The organism is Flavilitoribacter nigricans DSM 23189 = NBRC 102662, from assembly GCF_002646595.1.
GTDB lineage: Bacteria > Bacteroidota > Bacteroidia > Chitinophagales > Saprospiraceae > Flavilitoribacter > Flavilitoribacter nigricans.
In genome coordinates this window covers 69,790-86,980 of sequence record NZ_PDUD01000038.1, presented here as the reverse complement: position 1 = coordinate 86,980, position 17,191 = coordinate 69,790, and the positions used below count along the sequence as shown (strand labels likewise).

Sequence of the window (17,191 nt, the reverse complement as noted above, 5' to 3'; positions counted from 1 at the left end):
TGGTAAAATGAATCGCAATTTCAATATACGTTTCTGTACGATCCTGTTTTCGGTACTGCTGCTCACCGCCTGTCAGAATGCACCGGATAATGTGGACGAGGATACAGCCTCCGACACCCAGTCTTCGCTGGCCGGCATCCTGCCCGGTACCTGGGAAAATGTTTCCCTGAAAGTGAATGTCTACAGCGCCGACAATGTGCCCGATTCCAGCTATGTCTTCCGCATCAACGATGGCGACTGGGAAAGTCTGTTTACCGTACTACCTCCCCGCACTTACTTTGAATCGAATAATAAATACCGCATCGAATACCGGGATCGGCGCGATTCGATCATCAGTGTTTCCCGCGGCATCTGGAACGTCATGGGCGATACCCTCATGATGATCGAAGAGGACCAGACCATCCAGGGAAAGATCAAATACGACAAAGGCCTGCTGTATTACATCGGCCTGCGCGATTGGGATGAGGATGGCCAGGAAGATGATGCTTACCAGGAGGTGAAACGACGGGTGAGTATCGGAACGGAGAAGTAATTTGTGTTAAGGTGTTGATGTGGAAATGTGCTAAAGTGTGAATGTATGAATGTATGAATGTGTGAATGTGTTGTTTTTACGATTTTTGTTGCAGATGAGCAGCTGACGTCTTTTCTGATAAGGTTGTTTTAATTAGTTGGTTTACAGTTCGTTAGGGTGTTTTTCAATAAAAGGGGTTATAGAAGCGCTCAAAATAACGGGCCAACCAGGATAGGCGCGCGAAGTCCAGAAAACCATATCCAATGAAAATTCAAAAAATGACAATCAATTGAATTCCAGTAAATTGAACCGAACTCCAACACCCCAGCACTTCAACACTTCAACACATTTCCACCTTAACACATTTCCACATTACCACATTCCAACTAAACATTCTTTCCTATATTTGTGTTACTCCAATTAAGCAATCGTCTGATATTTGAGAAAACTGTCTATATACAGGTTATTGGCCGCTTACGGCCTGCTGGTGGTCCTGGCCCTTCCGCTGGGTATCCAGGGGGTACATCCCTGGATAGACGAGCACCAGGAGCAGGCGCACTGTGACCCCGACCTCGGACAGGTACACATTCACGACCATTCCTACGCCTTCGACCATTGCTTCGTTTGTACTTTCCATTTTTCCCACTATACCGAACCATCCTCGAGTTTTATTTCACACCATCCGGGTTGGATACTGAAGGATCTGATGATCGAGGGACATCAGATGCCGGTAAAAGCATCGCTATCCACTCGTTCTTCCCGGGCGCCGCCCACTGCTTAAATTTTCCGAACTGCCCTGCGCTTCGGAAATTTCCCGCCGGATAGATCACCGTCATTTTGAGCGGATTGAGCCGATCCGGACCAATATACACCAGGCGCATATGGAAGCCCTTCCAACGAACAGGCTTCGGATATGCACTTAGTTTTTCCGTTTTAAAGGACCACTGCCGACTGTTTATCATCCGAGCTCCGGGTGCGTTATCTGGTTTTAATGAGCCGGATGGCACGCTTTGGAACAGGGTGTAGCGGTCGTGATCCTCTATCCAATCTATAGCAGTATGGGATATCTATCACTACAATCCGGGTTCGGCCTCCTGTTGTCGCTGATCATCGGTAGCTTCCATTTTACCCATAGCCTTTCGGCCCAGAGTTGCAACCTAACCATCAAAGGGCGGGTCATCAACGCGGAGACCGGGGAGCCCATTCCCTACGCCAATATCATTATCAGAAGTGAGAATATCGGCACCGTTTCGGACGATCAGGGCAATTATGTGCTGACCGACCTCTGTGCCGGCGATTATACGGTGGTCTGCAGCCGGATCGATTGCGATCACGCCGAACACCACCTCAGCGTGGAGAACGGAGCGGTCCTGGTCCAGGATTTTCGCCTGCAGCCCAATTCGATCGAACTGGGTACGGTGGAGGTCACCGGAGAGGCGGTCCACCTCCATTCCATCAGCGGAGAGGATCAACTCAATCAGGCGGAAATGGCCGGTACCCAGGGCATCAACCTGGGGGAGAGCCTCGAAAAATTGCCCGGTGTCAATACCCTGAAGACGGGGTCGTCCATCGCCAAACCGGTCGTGCAGGGCATGTCCGGTCAGCGGATACTGATCATGAACAACGGGGTGCGACTGGAAGGCCAGCAATGGGGACTGGAGCACGCGCCGGAGATCGATCCCTTCGTCGCCGAAAAACTGACGGTGATTAAAGGGGCCGGTGGCTTGCGCTACGGTGCCGATGCGCTGGGCGGGGTTATTCTGGTAGAACCGAAAGCGCTGCCGACAGCAGGTGGACTGCACGGCGTAGTCAATCTGGCCGGGTTTAGTCAGGGCCGTACCGGTCTGGCCTCGGGCATTCTGGAGACCAGTGTCGGTAAAAAACTACCGATCAGCGCCCGGATCCAGGGAACGGTCAAACGGGGCGGCAATATGCGTACACCGGACTATTTTCTGGAAAATACCGGTCTGGAGGAATACAACTATTCCTGGGCCCTGGGCACGAAAAAAGAGACCTGGTCGGCGGAGCTGTACTACAGCAGTTTCTTTTCCAAGCTGGGGATCTTCTCGGGCGCACATATCGGAAATCTTACGGATCTGCAAAATGCGATCGAACGTGAAGAGCCACTACAAACGGGAGATTTCACCTACGAGCTCGGGCGTCCTTTGCAGCGCATTGCCCACGAATTATTCAAAGCAAAATTCGGGCTGAAAACGGGCAATATCGGTACGCTGAGTTTGCAGTACGCCCGCCAGTTCAACCGCCGGCAGGAATTCGATGCGCACAGCGGTTACGGTACGCCGCCGGAAAGCCTGGATGATCCGGAGATCGAATTCGAGGTGACTACTCACAGCAGCGAGATCGACTGGGAACACAAACCGATCGGTAACCTGCGGGGCCATATCGGAGCGCAACTGATCAGCCAGGTCAATACTACGGACCGGGGAGCGCTCATCCCGAATTACGAAAACCTCACGGCCGGAGTATACTGGATCGAACGCTGGCGTCATTATCCTTCTCCGTTCGAACTGGAAGGTGGACTGCGCTACGATATCCGGCAAATGGATGTCGGCATGCAGGGCCGGGATTCGATCGGCCAGTCGCTGGACTTTGCCAACTTCTCCGGCGCGCTCGGTCTGATCTTCAAACAACCCGCCTGGCGTGCAAGACTCAGCGTAGGTACGGCCTGGCGTGCGCCCCACGTAAACGAACTCTACAGCGACGGTGTCCACCACGGCTCGGCCTCCTTTGAATCGGGTAATGCCTCGCTGACCCAGGAACGGGCTCTGAATACGAGTCTGGGGTTTGATTGGCAACCGGAAAACCGTCCGTTTCGCGCGGGCCTGAACCTGTATTATAATCAGATCAGCAATTATATTTTTCTGGAACCAAGTGCCGAACCGGTGCTGACCATCCGCGGTGCCTTCCCGGCTTTTGAATACCAGCAGGCGGATGCGCGGATCATGGGACTGGATGCCCGGGCGAGCTGGGACCTGAACGGGCAATTGCAATGGTCCGCTCAGACCTCCCTGTTGCGGGGATGGAACCGGGATCTGGAAGATCACCTGGTCTTCATGCCGGCCGATCGCGTTTCGACGGCCCTGCGGTACCAGTTTGGAACGAAAGAAGCGGCATCGAATGCTCCCTTTATTCGTCTTAATGCAAGTCAGGTATTTCGCCAGAGCCGTACGCCGGCCAAAGGAGACTACGCGCCGGCGCCTCCGGCCTACCTGTTACTGGACCTGGAAGCCGGTACCACGCTTAATTTAGGGCGGCAGCCGGTTGAACTGGGATTGTCCGTGTTTAACCTGATGAATACCCGTTACCGGGAATACCTCAACCGCTTTCGCTACTTCGCCGATGAGATCGGCCGGAACGTATCGCTGCGGATTAAAGTACCCTTTTAAAGAAGAATAAGCGGAATAGTGGGAACCGTGGAAAGGTACTTTGTTAACACTTTAAACTTTTAAATCAATCATGAATCAGATACTGAAATTTTTCACTTTAGGATTTATTGCATTTAGCCTGATCGGCATTACAGCCTGTCAAAAGGATGACGACGATATGACCGATCCGGGCAACGAACAGGAGGTGATCACCACCGTCCAACTTGAATTCACCCCGGAACTCGGCGGCGATGTGCTTACTTTCGTATTCTCGGATCCCGATGGCCCCGGCGGACAGGCCCCGGCTGTCGATAATATCGAACTGGCTGCGAATACCACCTACGAAGTAACGGTGGAATTCATTGACAATTCCGGTTCCACCCCGGTTTTCATCACGGATGAAGTGCAGGAAGAAGCGGAAGAGCACCTCGTATGCTATGAAGTTACCGGAGATCTGTCTCCCCTGACCATCAAGGACCAGGATATGAACGGTGATGCCCTTGGGCTGATCGCCACCATGATGACCGGAGATGCCGGCAGCGGTGACCTCACAGTGAGCCTGAAGCACGAGCCTGTAAAAGATTCCGCTACTCCCTGTAGCACGGGGGAAACGGATGTGGAAGCGACCTTTCAGGTTACGGTAAATTAATTCCACTCAGAAAGAATAACAGCGGGTTGTAAGCTCCTGCTGTAAAAAGGTACGGGACGAAAAGCAGCTATTCATCTGCTCTTCGTCCCGTTTTTTATTGCTACTCGAAAAATTCTCTTTCCCTAATCCAACATCTTAATCAGAGACTCAATATCCGCCCGTAGCCGGTCAAAAGCTGCAATGTAGCGTTTTTCCAGGCTGGGAAGATTGCTGGTAGATTCGATGGACGCTTCGTACAGCAAACCCGGCAACATCCAGGATGCATAACCGCTATAGGGATCGGAAGAAGCGTAGAGCGAGCGGAACCACTTGCCGTAGGCCATCCCTTCATCGTCGATAAAGGCGCGATCCAGTTTAAGCAGGGTGTTGTTGACCTGTTCCAGTTTCTTATTTTTCAATTTGCCCTTCGCGGCACTGGCTTCCATCACTTCCACGTACTTTTCGGTGGCTTTGGCTAGTTGATCCACAGAGGCCAGCAATTTGGTCGTTTTGTAATCCGGCGCGTAGGCCTGGATGGCTTTTTCCGCCGTGCGGATATGCGTGCGCAGGTCCGAGCCGTAGCGGCCCACATCCAGCGGGAGTATATCCGCGTTGGCCAGGCGCAGCCCCATGATGCCGAATACCTTGGCTACGGTTGGTCCGCTCTGGAATTCCGGATCGGCGTAGGTAGCATACCAGTGGAAATCGTCGTAGGCGGAGTGGTAGAGCGTCGGCCCGCGCATGCCGGCACCCATACTCGGAATGCCCAGGTGTGCGTAAAAGCCCAGGTGGTCGGAACCGCCACCCAGGTTGCCGATGCGTGGCCCCTGACTTTTATCTTCCAGCCGGGCTGTCCAGTGTTCGTAAACGCTGATATCCTGATCGGTGTAGGGAACGACCTTGGTCGATTCCACCAGTAATCCCTTGAGCGAAGGTGCGGAGGAAGCCCCGAAGCTCAGTCCGGAACAGGCACCGTCCGCATTGAAATAGGCAATAGCCTTAGCGTCCAGTTCATCTTTGAACTGCTCCACCCATTCGGTAGAGGCGATAATGCCGTGTTCTTCGGCATCCCAGTGCGCGATCTTGATGGTGCGCTTTGGCTGGTATCCCTGCTTCGCGAGTTCTCCCAGGGCTTCGGCCAGGCACAGAAGCATCGCCGTGCCGCTGTTCGGATCGCTGGCGCCGTGTACCCAGGCATCGTAGTGCGAACCCATGATGATCCACTCGTCCGGATAGGTGCTGCCTTCGAGCGTACCCACGACATTCTGCACGCGGACAAAATCCTTTTCCTGCTGTACGTTCAGCCGTACTTTCAGCTCGGGGCCGCCGGTGAGCCGGTAGGTAAAGGGCAGACCACCCTGCCAGGCACCGGGCACCACATCACCCTGCATCCGGCTGAGGATCTCTTTGGCGGAGCCGTAGGGGAGGGGTGTCACCGGAATGGTGTGGAAGGGAACATCCGCGGGATCGAGCCGTTCGACTTTGGTTGGTCCGTCCATCGGCAGGGCCGGTTCGAAGGGAGTAAGCGGATCACCGGAGTAGTCCAGCGTCAGCACCGAACCCCGCTGAATGGTACTCTCGCTAAAGTAGGTGCCGTCCGGATAGCCCAGTCCACGCATATAACCCGAATCCTCGGGGTCGGTATAAATGATCAGTCCGGCCGCGCCGGCAGCTTCGGCGAACTTGGCTTTGTATCCCCGGAAATTACCTCCGTAACGGGCCATGACGATCTTGCCTTTTACGGAGACGCCCAGATCGGCCAGGCGTTCAAAATCTTCCTTGGTCCCGTAGTTGGCGTAGACTACCTCGGCGGTGACGTCACCGGATCCGGAGTAGGAGTTCCAGCCCGGGCCGACATCCTGCTGGGAGAACGGATCTGCTTCGAGTATATATTCCTGATTGTTCAGCGGCATGCGAATGGGCGTGACGAGTTCGATCTCGATCTCTCCGGGCCCGGTCGGCAGGTAAATATCGTAGGGAAACTGTTCGCTTTGCAGTCCGGCGTCCGCCATCACTTTTTGCATGTAATCGGCAACGGCCTTGTTTTCCGGGGTGCCGGCGCGGTGCGGTACTTTGGTCAGTTCGCGCAGGTGTTCTTTAAAGCGTTCGGACTTCGGCAGTTCCAGGAAAAGCTGCTCGATGGTTTGTTGTTCGTCCTGGCCATCGGGAAAAAAACCGGACAATTGTGCTTGTAGCTGCATCCCCACCAAAAGCAGGAATACGGGTAAGATTGTTTTTTTCATACTAGTTTTTGACTTTCGCGGGAAGTTACAAGCTTTCTCGAACTTCGGGGAACTATTGGCGGAGGAATTGGATTTGCATAAGGTCGGGTGATTATTCTGGTTGGTGGTCGACGGTTGATGGTTGACGGTTGACGGTTGATGGTTGACGGTCGATGGTTATGGTAACAATTAAAAAGTCAGAACACTTCAAAACATTTCCACCTTAGCACATTCACACGATTGTGCGGTTGTCTGTTTCCGATCATCACCAATTACCCAATAGATCCTTCAAGTATTTTCTAAAACCTTCGAAAAAATGAACCCATTTCACCGCGCTAACCAAAAAAGATGGGAAGCTACTGCCCGCAACTGGAAAGCCATGCACGACCGGCGGGGAACCTGGAAACTATGTGCCCAATCTCCGGAACTGGTCTTCGTACCCGAAGAAATGAAACACCTGCAGGGCTTGTCGGGTAAACGTGCCGCCGTACTTGGCAGCGGCGATAATCTTGCTGCATTTGCTCTGGCGGGTCTGGGGGCCCGGGTCACGTCCGTCGATATTTCGCGGAATCAACTGGAAATTGCCCGGGAACGCGCCGGGGAGCTACAACTGGACATGGAATTCCTGCAGGCCGATGTAACCGACCTCAGTGCGCTGGCCGATGCCACTTTTGATCTCGTCTATACGGGCGGGCACGTGGCGGTCTGGGTATCGGATCTGGACCGGTATTACCGCGAAGCCGGCCGGATATTAAAACCGGGAGGTCTTTTCCTCGTCAATGAGTACCATCCGTTTCGCCGGATCTGGAAAATGGAAGTCGATCATCTGGAAGTGGCCTACGATTATTACGATCGCGGGCCCTTTGTGTTTAAACACGATGAGGACGTACTGGACCGGAAGCGGGGGGATTACACCCAATACGAATTCCACTGGCGGGTAACCGATCTGATCAACGCCATGCTGAGCGCCGGTTGCAACCTGATCGATTCGGCCGAATTCGGAGAGCACGTCGGCGATTGGGAAGGGGCACCGCTGGAGGGACTCCCGGAATATCTGCTATTGGTCGGCCGGAAGCGGAACGGATAAGCCCTGCATACTATTCGTACCATGACCTTCCGGCAATTAGCTCAAAAGGATTCCGTTATCGTATAATCTTCTTCGTAAAGCGATTGGTAACGGATGCTAATGGTAATGCCCAGCGCGAGCGTGTCACCGGGTGTCCAGGTCAGCAGGCTATAGGTCTCTTCGGGTTTGATGATCGATGCTTCGGCAAAGTAGTACATGGCGGAATATTTACCCCGCAGGTTTCGCGCATCGATGACCGGCCGCCACGGATTTCCGCTTTCTGCATCCAGTTGTTTTCCGTCCAGGCCGATCTGGAAAGATTCGATCACGGCCGGACCGAGTCCGCTGTTCATCAGCTTAATACTCCGGGTATCATTGTGGGAGATCGTTTCAAAACCGAGCAATGGCCGCACGGAGAGGCGGTTGTGCCGTCGTTGCTCGCATCCCTGCCAGACGGAGATCATCAGCGCGATCGTGGCAATAAAGATCGCGATCGTGGATTGCAGTCGTTCGTTTTTGCTCATAACCTTGGGTGATTCGCGGTGGAAGCTATGAAAATAAGGAAAATATTTGAGGCGTGTGGTGGGGGAGGGTTGGAGAAAGGGTGAGGGGGAGACGGGGTGAGGGGGAGATTGGGTGATGGATTCTGGAAAAAATGTCCGCCAACATAGATTAGAACTGAAAGCTTCGGCAACTTCCTTATTTTGTGCAGATCAAAAAAAATTAAAATTTTGCGGTTTTAGACTAAGGGTAGATCAATCGGCTGGGGTATTACCCATGAATATGATGTTCCCAAAAGCACTAAAACCGGGTAAAATAAGCGGATCCGTTTCCAGGAATATGCCAGGCACGAGCCCACAACAGACTATGGACAAAACGCATTTTGAACATTTGTTCAGAACGCACTTCGAGCGACTGTGCAGTTTTGCCCGCCAGTATGTGTCGGACCTGGATACCGCCCAGGATATTTGCCAGAAGGTCTTTATCCGGCTTTGGGAAAAACGGGAAGAGATGGATACCGGGCGCTCTATTGCGAGCTACCTGTTCACTTCCGTCCGGAATCGCTGCCTGAACCATATCCGGGATCACAAAAAGTACCGGAGTCATCTGCTGGATGTGGAATGCGGCGAATTCGAGATCGGTACGGCCATTACCGAGGATCATTTTGCGGTGGAAGAGCTGCAGCAGCGCATTGACGCTGCACTGGCTACCCTGCCGCCGAAATGTCGGCAGGTGTTCGAGATGAGCCGCTACGATCAGAAAAAATACCGGGAGATTGCCGATGAACTGGATATTTCCCAAAAGACGGTGGAAGCCCATATGAGTAAAGCGATCAAAAGTCTGCGAGACCATCTGGGCGATTACCTGACAGTGCTGATCCTGCTGCAGATGTTGTAGGATTTAATGAAGATTTTACAGAGCGTGCGAACCGAAACGGTCCGCACCGAAAATTTAACTTATAAAGTTTCCGTCGGTCTGTGACCGGCACCAATTATGTCCGACCAGGAGTTACATACAGACTATCCCGCTCTCATGTCGAAGTACCTGAGTGGGAATGCTACGGATGCTGAAGTGCAGCAGCTGGAGGATTGGGTGTCGTCCGATGTAGCGCACCGCCGGCAGTTCATCGCCTACCGGAAAGCCTGGGTACTGGGAGGCATGCGCGAACGGTCTGCCGAAGTAGACGTGGACGCGCAGTGGCAGCAAACGGCAAAGGCGCTGTTCCCGGAAACGAAAGTAGTTCCGCTGCGTTCGCGGACTTACCGCTGGTTGGCAATCGCAGCGGCAATAACCCTGGTCGGAGCGATCTCCGTCTGGGCTTTCTTGCAATGGGGCGGGGAACGGGAACTGTACGTCACAACGACGGACCAAGTCCGGATCGTTGACCTGCCCGATGGCAGTACCGTAACCCTGAACCGCTTTTCCAGCCTGCGCTATGTGCCGGTGGAAGCCGACCCGGGCAATAGCCAATCGGCCCGTCGGCAGCTGACGCTCGCGGGGGATGCTTTTTTCGATGTCGAACGGGAGGTCGATCGTCCCTTTATCATCCGGGCGGCGGAACTGGAGGTAGAGGTACTCGGAACGTCCTTCTACATAGATGCCCGGGAGCCGCAGCCCCAGACTCAGGTAATTGTTGCATCCGGTTCGGTGGCGGTACGTTCCGCCAATGCGGATACGATCACACTGGCAGCGGGGCAGCAGGGGATCTACGAAAAGGCGGTGGATAGTTTATACCTGCAGGCCAACGAGGATCCCAATTTCCAGTCGATCAAGACCGGAACGATCAGCTTTTCGGTGGCTACGATCCAGGAGATCGCTTTCGCCCTCAGCCGGCATTACGGTATAGCGGTCGTTTACGAGGATATCGGGGATACCAGCAATTGCGTATTGAACGGCGACTATCCCGATTATACGTTGGAGGAGATCCTGGCGTATCTGCGGACTACCTGGGGCATTGAAGCCACCCGTGACGGTGATCGCGTCCTGCTATCGGGTACGGCCTGTGAATAAAATTGCCACTTGCTGCTGCGACCTTATACCAAAAACTACATTGAGTATCGAAAACCCCGCAAGCAATAAAAACCATGTGGAAACCAGGGATCATCCTCTTACTCTTGCTGAGTTTTACCGTTGTCGTCCGGGCCCAGATCGCAGACGTTTATCCCCCCATTTCCATCGCGTCGGAAAGTATCCGGGTGGCGGAGGTGCTGGATCAGATCACCCGGCAGACCGGGGTGAAATTCACCTATAATCCGCGGAGTATTGACCCCGAACAGCAGATCGCCTTTACCGTAAACCGGGCTAGTCTGGAAACTACTCTCCGCACCCTGAGCGAAGCGATCCCGATCCGCTACCAGTTGATCAAGGATCAGATCGTACTGACGCCAGACGAGCGGGAACCGGAATTGCTGACCCTCAGTGGATTCATCGAGGACCAAAACTCCGGAGAAAGCCTGATTGGGGCTACGGCCAGCATCCCGGGAACTTCCCGCGGAACGGTGACGAATGCATTCGGCTACTACGCACTACCGTTGGAGCGAGGCGAGCGGCGACTGAACTATTCCTACATCGGATACCAGCAAAAGGAAATGGACCTGACCCTCCGGAATGACCAGCGGCAGAATATTGCCCTGCAGCCGCGGGCGCTGGACCTACCCAGTGTGATCGTCGAACTGCCGAAGCTCGGGATGCTCGACAAAAGAGATCTGGGAAAAGTAGCAATGGACCCCGCACGACTGAATAATATGCCCGAATTCGGCGGCGAGTCCGGCCTGGTGAAGGGCCTGCAAAGTTTGCCCGGTATCAAGATGCACAGTGACGGCTCGGCCTTCTTTTACACCCGGGGCGGAGAGCGGGATCAGAACCTGATCATCGTGGACGATGCGCCCATCTACAATCCATCCCACCTCTTCGGCTTTTACTCCATCATCATTCCGGATTTCGCCAAAAGCATCGAGGTGTACAAAAGCGATTTTCCGGCTAATCTGGGCGATCGTCTCTCCTCCATTATCAACATCCGGACCCGGGACGGCAATCTGAATAAACTGGAATTCAGCGGAGCGCTCAATCCCCTGATCAATCGCTTTGCGTTGGAAGCGCCGATCGTAAAACAACGCAGTTCAATCTTCGTCTCCTGGCGGCGCTCTAATTTCGAATGGTTGTACCAACGAGCGGCCCCCAATGCAGACCTGGGCTTCGGGGATTTCAGCCTGAAATGGAACCACAAGCTCAATCCCAATAATCGATTGTACCTGACGGCCATTACGAGCCTGGATAATTTCACCAACAGTGCTTCCGGCACCAACGCCGGTATTCGCTGGGGAAACCTGGCCGCCACCCTGCGCTGGAACCATATTTTCAACCCGCGTCTGTTCGCCAATACGACCCTTTACACCGGGAACTATGCCTATCGCCTGTTTCAGGAACCCAACTACTGGCAGTCGGCACTGGGCACCCTGAGCCTGAAGACGGATTTTACCAAATACAACAGTCCCCGCGTGACTTCCCGCTTTGGTCTGGAATTGCAGGCCTATTTTATTGATCCGGGCAGTGCATCCGTCGATTCTTCCATTGCAATTCTTCCGGAGATCCGGCCCAATTATTCCCGCAAAACAGTAGCATACTATCAGGGAGAGTTCGAGCTGTCGGAACGTGTACAACTCAGTGCCGGAGCCCGACTGATCAGCTGGGCCAATTCCGGGCCGGCCACCTATTACGAGTTCGGGGAAGATTATGCGGTGACGGATACCATTCGGGCGGCAGAGGAGATCTACAACCGCTACGTCAATCTGGATCCCCGGCTGAGCCTGCGGTACCGCATCGACAGTAGCGCCCAGGTGAAACTGAGTGTGGGGCGTTACCACCAGTATCTGCAGTTGATTTCCAATGCGACCTCGCCTTTCAATTCTTTTGAAGTGTGGTTGCCGGCCAGTCCCAATATCCGGCCCCAGGCGGCCTGGCAGTTTGCACTCAACTACTCCAAATACCTTCGGCCTTCCCAGCTGGAGTTCAGCGCTGCCCTGTATTACAAAAAGCTGGATAACCAAATTGATTACCAACCGCATGCGACCACTTTGCTCAATCCGCTGGTGGAGGGAGAGCTGCGTTTCGGTAGCATGGAAGCCTATGGTCTGGAGCTTATGCTGGAAAAAAAACTGGGCCGGCTGAGCGGCTGGCTGGCTTATACCTATTCGCGCAGTTTGCGGAAAACACCGGACCTCAACGGGGGGCGGATCTATCCGGCTTTCCAGGACCGCCCGCACGATCTTTCCTTACTGCTGAACTATCAGCTTGCTCCCCGGGCGCTATTTTCTTTTTACTACACGGCTTATAGTGGGTCGACCTTTTCGTCGCCAACGGGCTTTTACACCTACAACGATCAGACGGTGCCGGTGTATGCGGAGAAAAACAACGACCGGCTTCCGGCTTACCGCCGAATGGATATCGCTTTTAAATTCCGCCTGAATAAGGATGAGACCCGCCGGTTCCGACATTATCTGACCTTTTCGATCTACAATGCCAGTGCCCATAAAAATATCGTTGCCGTCAATTTCAATAAATTCTCGCGGGAAGAGGGCCGCCCTCTGGTGAAGAGTGATCTGTTATCGGAGGTGCCGCTGAGCCCCAGCCAGATCGATCTGATCCGGTTTTTTCCGTCTTTGACCTACCAGTTTAAATTGTGATCCTATGAAGATTATGAAGAATGTACTGTATTGCTGTATCCCACTGCTGTTTCTGGCCTGTGAGGAAGCGACCGACTGGCAACTGGAAGCGGGGGATAACGGCCAACTGGTTGTGGAAGCCACCTTGACAAACGAATCCAGGGTACAGGAGATCCGTTTATCGCAGAGTTATTCGGAGCTGAACGGTGCCGCATTGCCCGTAACGGATGCAACGGTGACGGTAGTGGCCAACGGCCAGATGGTCGCTTTTTTGCCGGATATTCAGGATGCCGGTTTGTATCGCAGCGAAAGGTCGTTTAGGGTCATTGATGATCTCGAATACACCTTGCTGATCGATTGGCAGGGGCGGGAATATACCGCGCGCACCGAACTGGCCGCCGTGGCCCCCTTACCGCCGATCACTTTTCAGCACTACGGGAAAGCGGACAGTCTGGCCTTCGCCGATTTCGCCCCGATCTACCATCCCGATCAACAGGCGATGTATCGGATGCAGGTCGACTGGTCGCACCTGAGCAATCGACCGTCGGACCGGGCGCTGCTCTATTATTATACCTTCAGTTCGGTGGATGTCGGCGGCCTGGTCCGGCCATTACGGGATACCGTTTTTTTCCCGCCGGGTAGTGTGATCGTGGCCCGTAAGTTTGGGCTCAACGATGCCTATGCGGATTATCTGCGGGCTCTGGTGATCGAAACCGAATGGCGGGGCGGAGCCTTCTACAGTGCCGCAGCCAGCCTCAGCGGCAATATTTCCAACGGTGCGCTGGGTTTCTTCAGCGCCTGTGCGGTGGATGCCGACACTTTGGTGGCCGAGTAAAATCTTATAAATAAAAGATATCTATCCACATGCCGTTCAACCTTTCCATCCGTCCTTCTCCGGCGGCTCTCGCCGGTCTGTAAAGTTTTTTCAAAAAAATAATATCCGACTAAGGGTATCCGGTAAGCACCGGGTATTACCACCGAAAAGCAGTGAGAACTGCACCATTTGAAAACATCAAAAATCACGAAAATGAAACATTACGCTTTTTGGTTGGTCCTTTTGATCGGAATTACCCTGCTAACTGCCTGCGAAAAGGAAGCGCTCGCTCCGGGCGGAGAAGAAGTGCCGCCCCAACTGCCGCCGCAGGAATCCTTTATCATGCCCTTCACCGGTTTTGAAGATGCGGATACGACCGGTTTTAAGACCAATAATTCACCGGAAGATAAATCCGGACCCACTACTTACGGCAACTGGTTTCTGGCGGCCAGCAGCGTCGCCATCTGGAATTCGGTAGTCGGTCTGTCTACCGCCGTTCCCGTGGCTTCCTTCCGCGAATCTTTTAACCACCAGGCTACTTACGCCGGAGCGGGTGTGTTCGTGTGGAGCTACGATTTCAAAGTAGCCGGCAAGACCTACATCGCCGCCTTGAGTGGGCAATTCATCAACAACAATCAGGAGATCAAGTGGGAGATGAAGGTTTCGCAGATCGGCGGGTTTACGGACGTGGTCTGGTACACCGGCATCGTTTCCGAAGATCTGACCCGGGCCAGCTGGACGCTGAACCACCAGCCCGAAAATCCCCAGCCGTTTATTCAGATCGACTACGATTTGAACCAGTCGGCCAACGGATTTACCCTGCGCTACACCAACATCATTCCGGGCCACGCCGATAAGGGAGCCTACATCGAATACCGCACCCGGCCGGGCGAAGCATTCAACCGGGCCTACGACGTCCGGCAGATCAAAGACAACAATTTCCTGGAGATTCAGTGGGATGTTCCTTCCTTCGAAGGGCGGGTGAAAAACCCGAACTGGTTTAAGGACGAAGACTGGCACTGCTGGAATGCCGACCAGATGGATACGGACTGCTAATGGATTGTGGGATTTTGGGATCGGCTACCAGGTTGGATCCCAAAATCCCCCAACGGCCTAACGTCCATTTTCTTTCGTGTCCAACCAGTGGATCGTATTCAGCACCAACTGCGCATTCTGATCCGCCTGCGGATGGTTAAATCCTACCTTAAAACGCTCCTGCACGACCTGAGCGGTCAGCATTGCGGCCTCTCCGTAAACAACGATCCGGCCTTTTCCGTATTCCAGATAAGCTCCCTGTTGCCAGCCCGCCAACGGTACGCTGGGCGTATCCGGCTGAAACCGCCAGGCTGTATCCGGCTCCAGCGAATGATGATCGCTTCCGAAGGTCAGAATGGGCACGGCTCCTTTGGGTATCCGAAAGGCCGAACCGGTAAAGGAGGCAATATGGTCGATGCGTTCCGCCGTTCCTGCACCGTTGGTGATCGTATTCTCCCGCAGCGTACCGCTGGCCCGATCGAAACGCGAGGGCGGGAACTCCTGTTTTTCGGCCATGGCAAAACCATTGCTGAAACGAAATCCGAAGGCTTCGGCCAGATTGGAAGCGGCCCCGGGGAAAGGCATGTGATCCGCGATCAGAAGTAAACTACCGCCGGACTTCACCCACCGGCGTACCGCCTTCACTTCGGCCCGGCTAAAGGCCGGAGGGTTGGGTTTGATCCAGCCGCCGAGATCATCATCGCTTACCGGATTGGCAATCACCAGTAGATCGCACTGGTCCAGCAGTGCCGGAGTGAAAGCTTTTTCGCTCCCCTGTACCCGGTAGCCGTCTCGTTCCAGCAATTGGGCAAATGGACGGAATCCTCCCGCGTAAGTATGGAAATTGTTGTGCGCCCCGTCGATGAAGACAACGGGCCCCGAACCTTCCGGGTATTGGGGACTGGTAATGAGTGGCTGGTAATCCAGATCGGGTGCCTGTTGGGCGTACAGCAGGGCGAAGGCCGGCAGAAAAACTGCGGCAAGTAGGAATTTTTTCATATCGGGTGTGGTTTATCGACGAAAACTAACTGGGATAGATGCACCTTTTGTTTAATTTGGTGCCTGTCCACCAGAAGGAGTTTCCATGCAGAATATTCAGATTAAGGAGACCAGATCCATTCCCGGCGAAGCCATTTTAGCACTTTACCGGGCCAATCACTGGTCTTCGGCGGATAAGCCCGAACAATTATTGCCGGCATTGGCCAATTCCCATCGCCTGATTTCGGCCTGGGACGGTGATCAGTTAGTCGGTCTGGGCAACGCCATTTCCGACGGCCATCTCGTAGTTTATTTCCCCCACCTGGTGGTTCTGCCCGATTATCAGGGACGCGGTATCGGCCGGATGATCATGGACCGGATGGCCGTTCATTACGGAGACTTTCACCAGCAACAACTGGTAGCAGACGGCGGCTCGGTAACCTTTTACGAAAAGTGCGGCTTCCGTCGCTCGGGCGATACCGTACCGATGTGGATCTACGGGGGTAACGAACATTAAGCACCATGCGATCTTTTTTATCCATTCCAGCGGTAGGGCTTCTGCTCAGTGCGCTGTTCTTTTCCTGCTCCGGGCCGGCGCCTTCCGCCGAAGCGGTCATCGAGGCCATCAACCGCGATTCCATTCCCACGCAGAACGGTATTGCGCTTACGCCCGACTATCGCTACCTCTACGTATCCCTGCCGACGGATGAGACCAATAGCGGCGGACGACCCCTTACCCGCATTTACGTCCGGGCCTGGGGCGGTACCGGCTACGGCGAAGCGCAGGAGGTGAGTTTCAACAGTCGCTACATGGATTACCACCCGGTATTGACCCCGGATGGGAAGCGGCTTTATTTCAATACCAACCGCCCGAAACCGGGCAGTCCGGTCGTAGAAGGAACGATGGATATCTGGTACGTGGAGAAAAAGGGGCGCGGCTGGTCCGAACCGGAATATCTGTACGCCATTAATACCCCGATGCAGGAAAGTTATCCGTCGGTGGATCAGCGGGGCATCCTCTACTTTAATTCGGACCGGAGCGGCGGTTTCGGTTCGATGGATATCTGGCGTTATGATCCCGGCATAGAGGATTTTATCCGGCCGCACTGGGTGCACCACATTAATTCCGCTGCGAGTGAAAATGATCTCACCGTCAGCCCGGACGGAGAGCACCTGATCTTCAACCGCTACCAGTTCGAGGACGGATCGATCGATCTTTACCATAGCACCTGGAACGGGGAAAACTGGTCCGAACCGGCGCTGCTGGACCAGGTGAACGAACCCGATATCTGGGAACTAACGCCGACCATCGGTCCGCAGGGAAAGCTTTTCCTCTACGAAAGGGAGGGGATCATCAGGGCAATGCGACTGGCGGACGTCTTTTAAAGT

15 protein-coding genes are annotated in these 17,191 nt (G+C 54.1%); 12 read left to right on the top strand and 3 right to left on the bottom strand.

Annotated elements, in window-relative coordinates; genetic code table 11:
• The first annotated feature begins 7 nt into the window (after positions 1-7).
• From CRP01_RS31090 to CRP01_RS31075, 4 genes are all read left to right on the top strand, one after another.
• Positions 8-532 (top strand): hypothetical protein, encoded by a 525-nt coding sequence (locus tag CRP01_RS31090; protein WP_099153975.1) that lies wholly within the window; start codon positions 8-10, stop codon positions 530-532.
• A 418-nt stretch (positions 533-950) separates the two neighbouring features.
• Positions 951-1,292, top strand: coding sequence for a hypothetical protein (locus CRP01_RS42005; RefSeq protein WP_143473603.1), 342 nt, complete (start codon positions 951-953; stop codon positions 1,290-1,292).
• A 277-nt stretch (positions 1,293-1,569) separates the two neighbouring features.
• Positions 1,570-3,918, top strand: coding sequence for a TonB-dependent receptor (locus CRP01_RS31080; RefSeq protein ID WP_099153973.1), 2,349 nt, complete (start codon positions 1,570-1,572; stop codon positions 3,916-3,918).
• A 70-nt stretch (positions 3,919-3,988) separates the two neighbouring features.
• The gene (locus CRP01_RS31075; protein ID WP_099153972.1) at positions 3,989-4,546 is read left to right on the top strand and encodes a type 1 periplasmic binding fold superfamily protein; all 558 of its coding nucleotides are present in this window, start codon (positions 3,989-3,991) and stop codon (positions 4,544-4,546) included.
• Between the two features lie 122 nt (positions 4,547-4,668).
• Here the strand turns inward: CRP01_RS31075 and CRP01_RS31070 are convergent, their stop codons facing one another.
• Complete coding sequence (locus tag CRP01_RS31070; RefSeq protein ID WP_099153971.1) at positions 4,669-6,768, bottom strand: M28 family peptidase; 2,100 nt, start codon at positions 6,766-6,768, stop codon at positions 4,669-4,671.
• A gap of 295 nt (positions 6,769-7,063) precedes the next feature.
• Here CRP01_RS31070 and CRP01_RS31065 point away from each other — a divergent pair, with 295 nt between their 5' ends.
• The gene (locus tag CRP01_RS31065) at positions 7,064-7,834 is read left to right on the top strand and encodes a class I SAM-dependent methyltransferase (protein WP_099153970.1); all 771 of its coding nucleotides are present in this window, start codon (positions 7,064-7,066) and stop codon (positions 7,832-7,834) included.
• A gap of 41 nt (positions 7,835-7,875) precedes the next feature.
• Here CRP01_RS31065 and CRP01_RS31060 read toward each other — a convergent pair whose 3' ends face one another.
• Positions 7,876-8,337 (bottom strand): hypothetical protein, encoded by a 462-nt coding sequence (locus tag CRP01_RS31060; protein WP_099153969.1) that lies wholly within the window; start codon positions 8,335-8,337, stop codon positions 7,876-7,878.
• A gap of 367 nt (positions 8,338-8,704) precedes the next feature.
• Between CRP01_RS31060 and CRP01_RS31055 the strand changes: the two genes are divergently transcribed.
• The 5 genes from CRP01_RS31055 to CRP01_RS31035 all read left to right on the top strand — a co-directional run bounded on the left by CRP01_RS31055 (position 8,705) and on the right by CRP01_RS31035 (position 14,845).
• On the top strand, positions 8,705-9,211 hold the full coding sequence (locus CRP01_RS31055) for an RNA polymerase sigma-70 factor (protein WP_170110617.1): 507 nt from the start codon (positions 8,705-8,707) through the stop codon (positions 9,209-9,211).
• Positions 9,212-9,346: 135 nt separating this feature from the next.
• Positions 9,347-10,324: a FecR family protein gene (locus CRP01_RS31050; protein WP_170110616.1), complete on the top strand. Its 978-nt coding sequence runs from the start codon at positions 9,347-9,349 to the stop codon at positions 10,322-10,324.
• 74 nt (positions 10,325-10,398) lie between these two features.
• The gene (locus CRP01_RS31045; RefSeq protein ID WP_099153966.1) at positions 10,399-12,996 is read left to right on the top strand and encodes a TonB-dependent receptor; all 2,598 of its coding nucleotides are present in this window, start codon (positions 10,399-10,401) and stop codon (positions 12,994-12,996) included.
• A 4-nt stretch (positions 12,997-13,000) separates the two neighbouring features.
• Positions 13,001-13,810, top strand: a complete 810-nt coding sequence (locus CRP01_RS31040; RefSeq protein WP_099153965.1) for a DUF4249 family protein — start codon at positions 13,001-13,003, stop codon at positions 13,808-13,810.
• A 192-nt stretch (positions 13,811-14,002) separates the two neighbouring features.
• Positions 14,003-14,845 carry a hypothetical protein gene (locus CRP01_RS31035; RefSeq protein WP_099153964.1) on the top strand — a complete coding sequence of 281 codons (843 nt, stop codon included), beginning with the start codon at positions 14,003-14,005 and terminating at the stop codon, positions 14,843-14,845.
• A gap of 57 nt (positions 14,846-14,902) precedes the next feature.
• On the opposite strand, the gene CRP01_RS31030 is transcribed toward CRP01_RS31035, so the two are convergent.
• Positions 14,903-15,823 carry a DUF4350 domain-containing protein gene (locus CRP01_RS31030; protein ID WP_099153963.1) on the bottom strand — a complete coding sequence of 307 codons (921 nt, stop codon included), beginning with the start codon at positions 15,821-15,823 and terminating at the stop codon, positions 14,903-14,905.
• 85 nt (positions 15,824-15,908) lie between these two features.
• On the opposite strand from CRP01_RS31030, the gene CRP01_RS31025 reads away from it, so the two are divergent.
• Both CRP01_RS31025 and CRP01_RS31020 read left to right on the top strand, forming a co-directional pair.
• Complete coding sequence (locus tag CRP01_RS31025) at positions 15,909-16,319, top strand: GNAT family N-acetyltransferase (RefSeq protein WP_099153962.1); 411 nt, start codon at positions 15,909-15,911, stop codon at positions 16,317-16,319.
• Positions 16,320-16,324: 5 nt separating this feature from the next.
• Complete coding sequence (locus tag CRP01_RS31020; RefSeq protein ID WP_099153961.1) at positions 16,325-17,188, top strand: TolB family protein; 864 nt, start codon at positions 16,325-16,327, stop codon at positions 17,186-17,188.
• Positions 17,189-17,191 lie beyond the last annotated feature (3 nt).

Bases quoted from the DNA above. Each gene is read 5' to 3' on its own strand.
- CRP01_RS31045 (WP_099153966.1), top strand. From the start codon at position 10,399: ATGTGGAAACCAGGGATCATCCTCTTACTCTTGCTGAGTTTTACCGTT.
- CRP01_RS31040 (WP_099153965.1), top strand. From the start codon at position 13,001: ATGAAGATTATGAAGAATGTACTGTATTGCTGTATCCCACTGCTGTTT.
- CRP01_RS31050 (WP_170110616.1), top strand. From the start codon at position 9,347: ATGTCGAAGTACCTGAGTGGGAATGCTACGGATGCTGAAGTGCAGCAG.
- CRP01_RS31080 (WP_099153973.1), top strand. From the start codon at position 1,570: ATGGGATATCTATCACTACAATCCGGGTTCGGCCTCCTGTTGTCGCTG.
- CRP01_RS31030 (WP_099153963.1), bottom strand. From the start codon at position 15,823: ATGAAAAAATTCCTACTTGCCGCAGTTTTTCTGCCGGCCTTCGCCCTG.
- CRP01_RS31020 (WP_099153961.1), top strand. From the start codon at position 16,325: ATGCGATCTTTTTTATCCATTCCAGCGGTAGGGCTTCTGCTCAGTGCG.
- CRP01_RS31065 (WP_099153970.1), top strand. From the start codon at position 7,064: ATGAACCCATTTCACCGCGCTAACCAAAAAAGATGGGAAGCTACTGCC.
- CRP01_RS31090 (WP_099153975.1), top strand. From the start codon at position 8: ATGAATCGCAATTTCAATATACGTTTCTGTACGATCCTGTTTTCGGTA.
- CRP01_RS31060 (WP_099153969.1), bottom strand. From the start codon at position 8,337: ATGAGCAAAAACGAACGACTGCAATCCACGATCGCGATCTTTATTGCC.
- CRP01_RS31075 (WP_099153972.1), top strand. From the start codon at position 3,989: ATGAATCAGATACTGAAATTTTTCACTTTAGGATTTATTGCATTTAGC.
- CRP01_RS31035 (WP_099153964.1), top strand. From the start codon at position 14,003: ATGAAACATTACGCTTTTTGGTTGGTCCTTTTGATCGGAATTACCCTG.
- CRP01_RS31070 (WP_099153971.1), bottom strand. From the start codon at position 6,768: ATGAAAAAAACAATCTTACCCGTATTCCTGCTTTTGGTGGGGATGCAG.
- CRP01_RS31025 (WP_099153962.1), top strand. From the start codon at position 15,909: ATGCAGAATATTCAGATTAAGGAGACCAGATCCATTCCCGGCGAAGCC.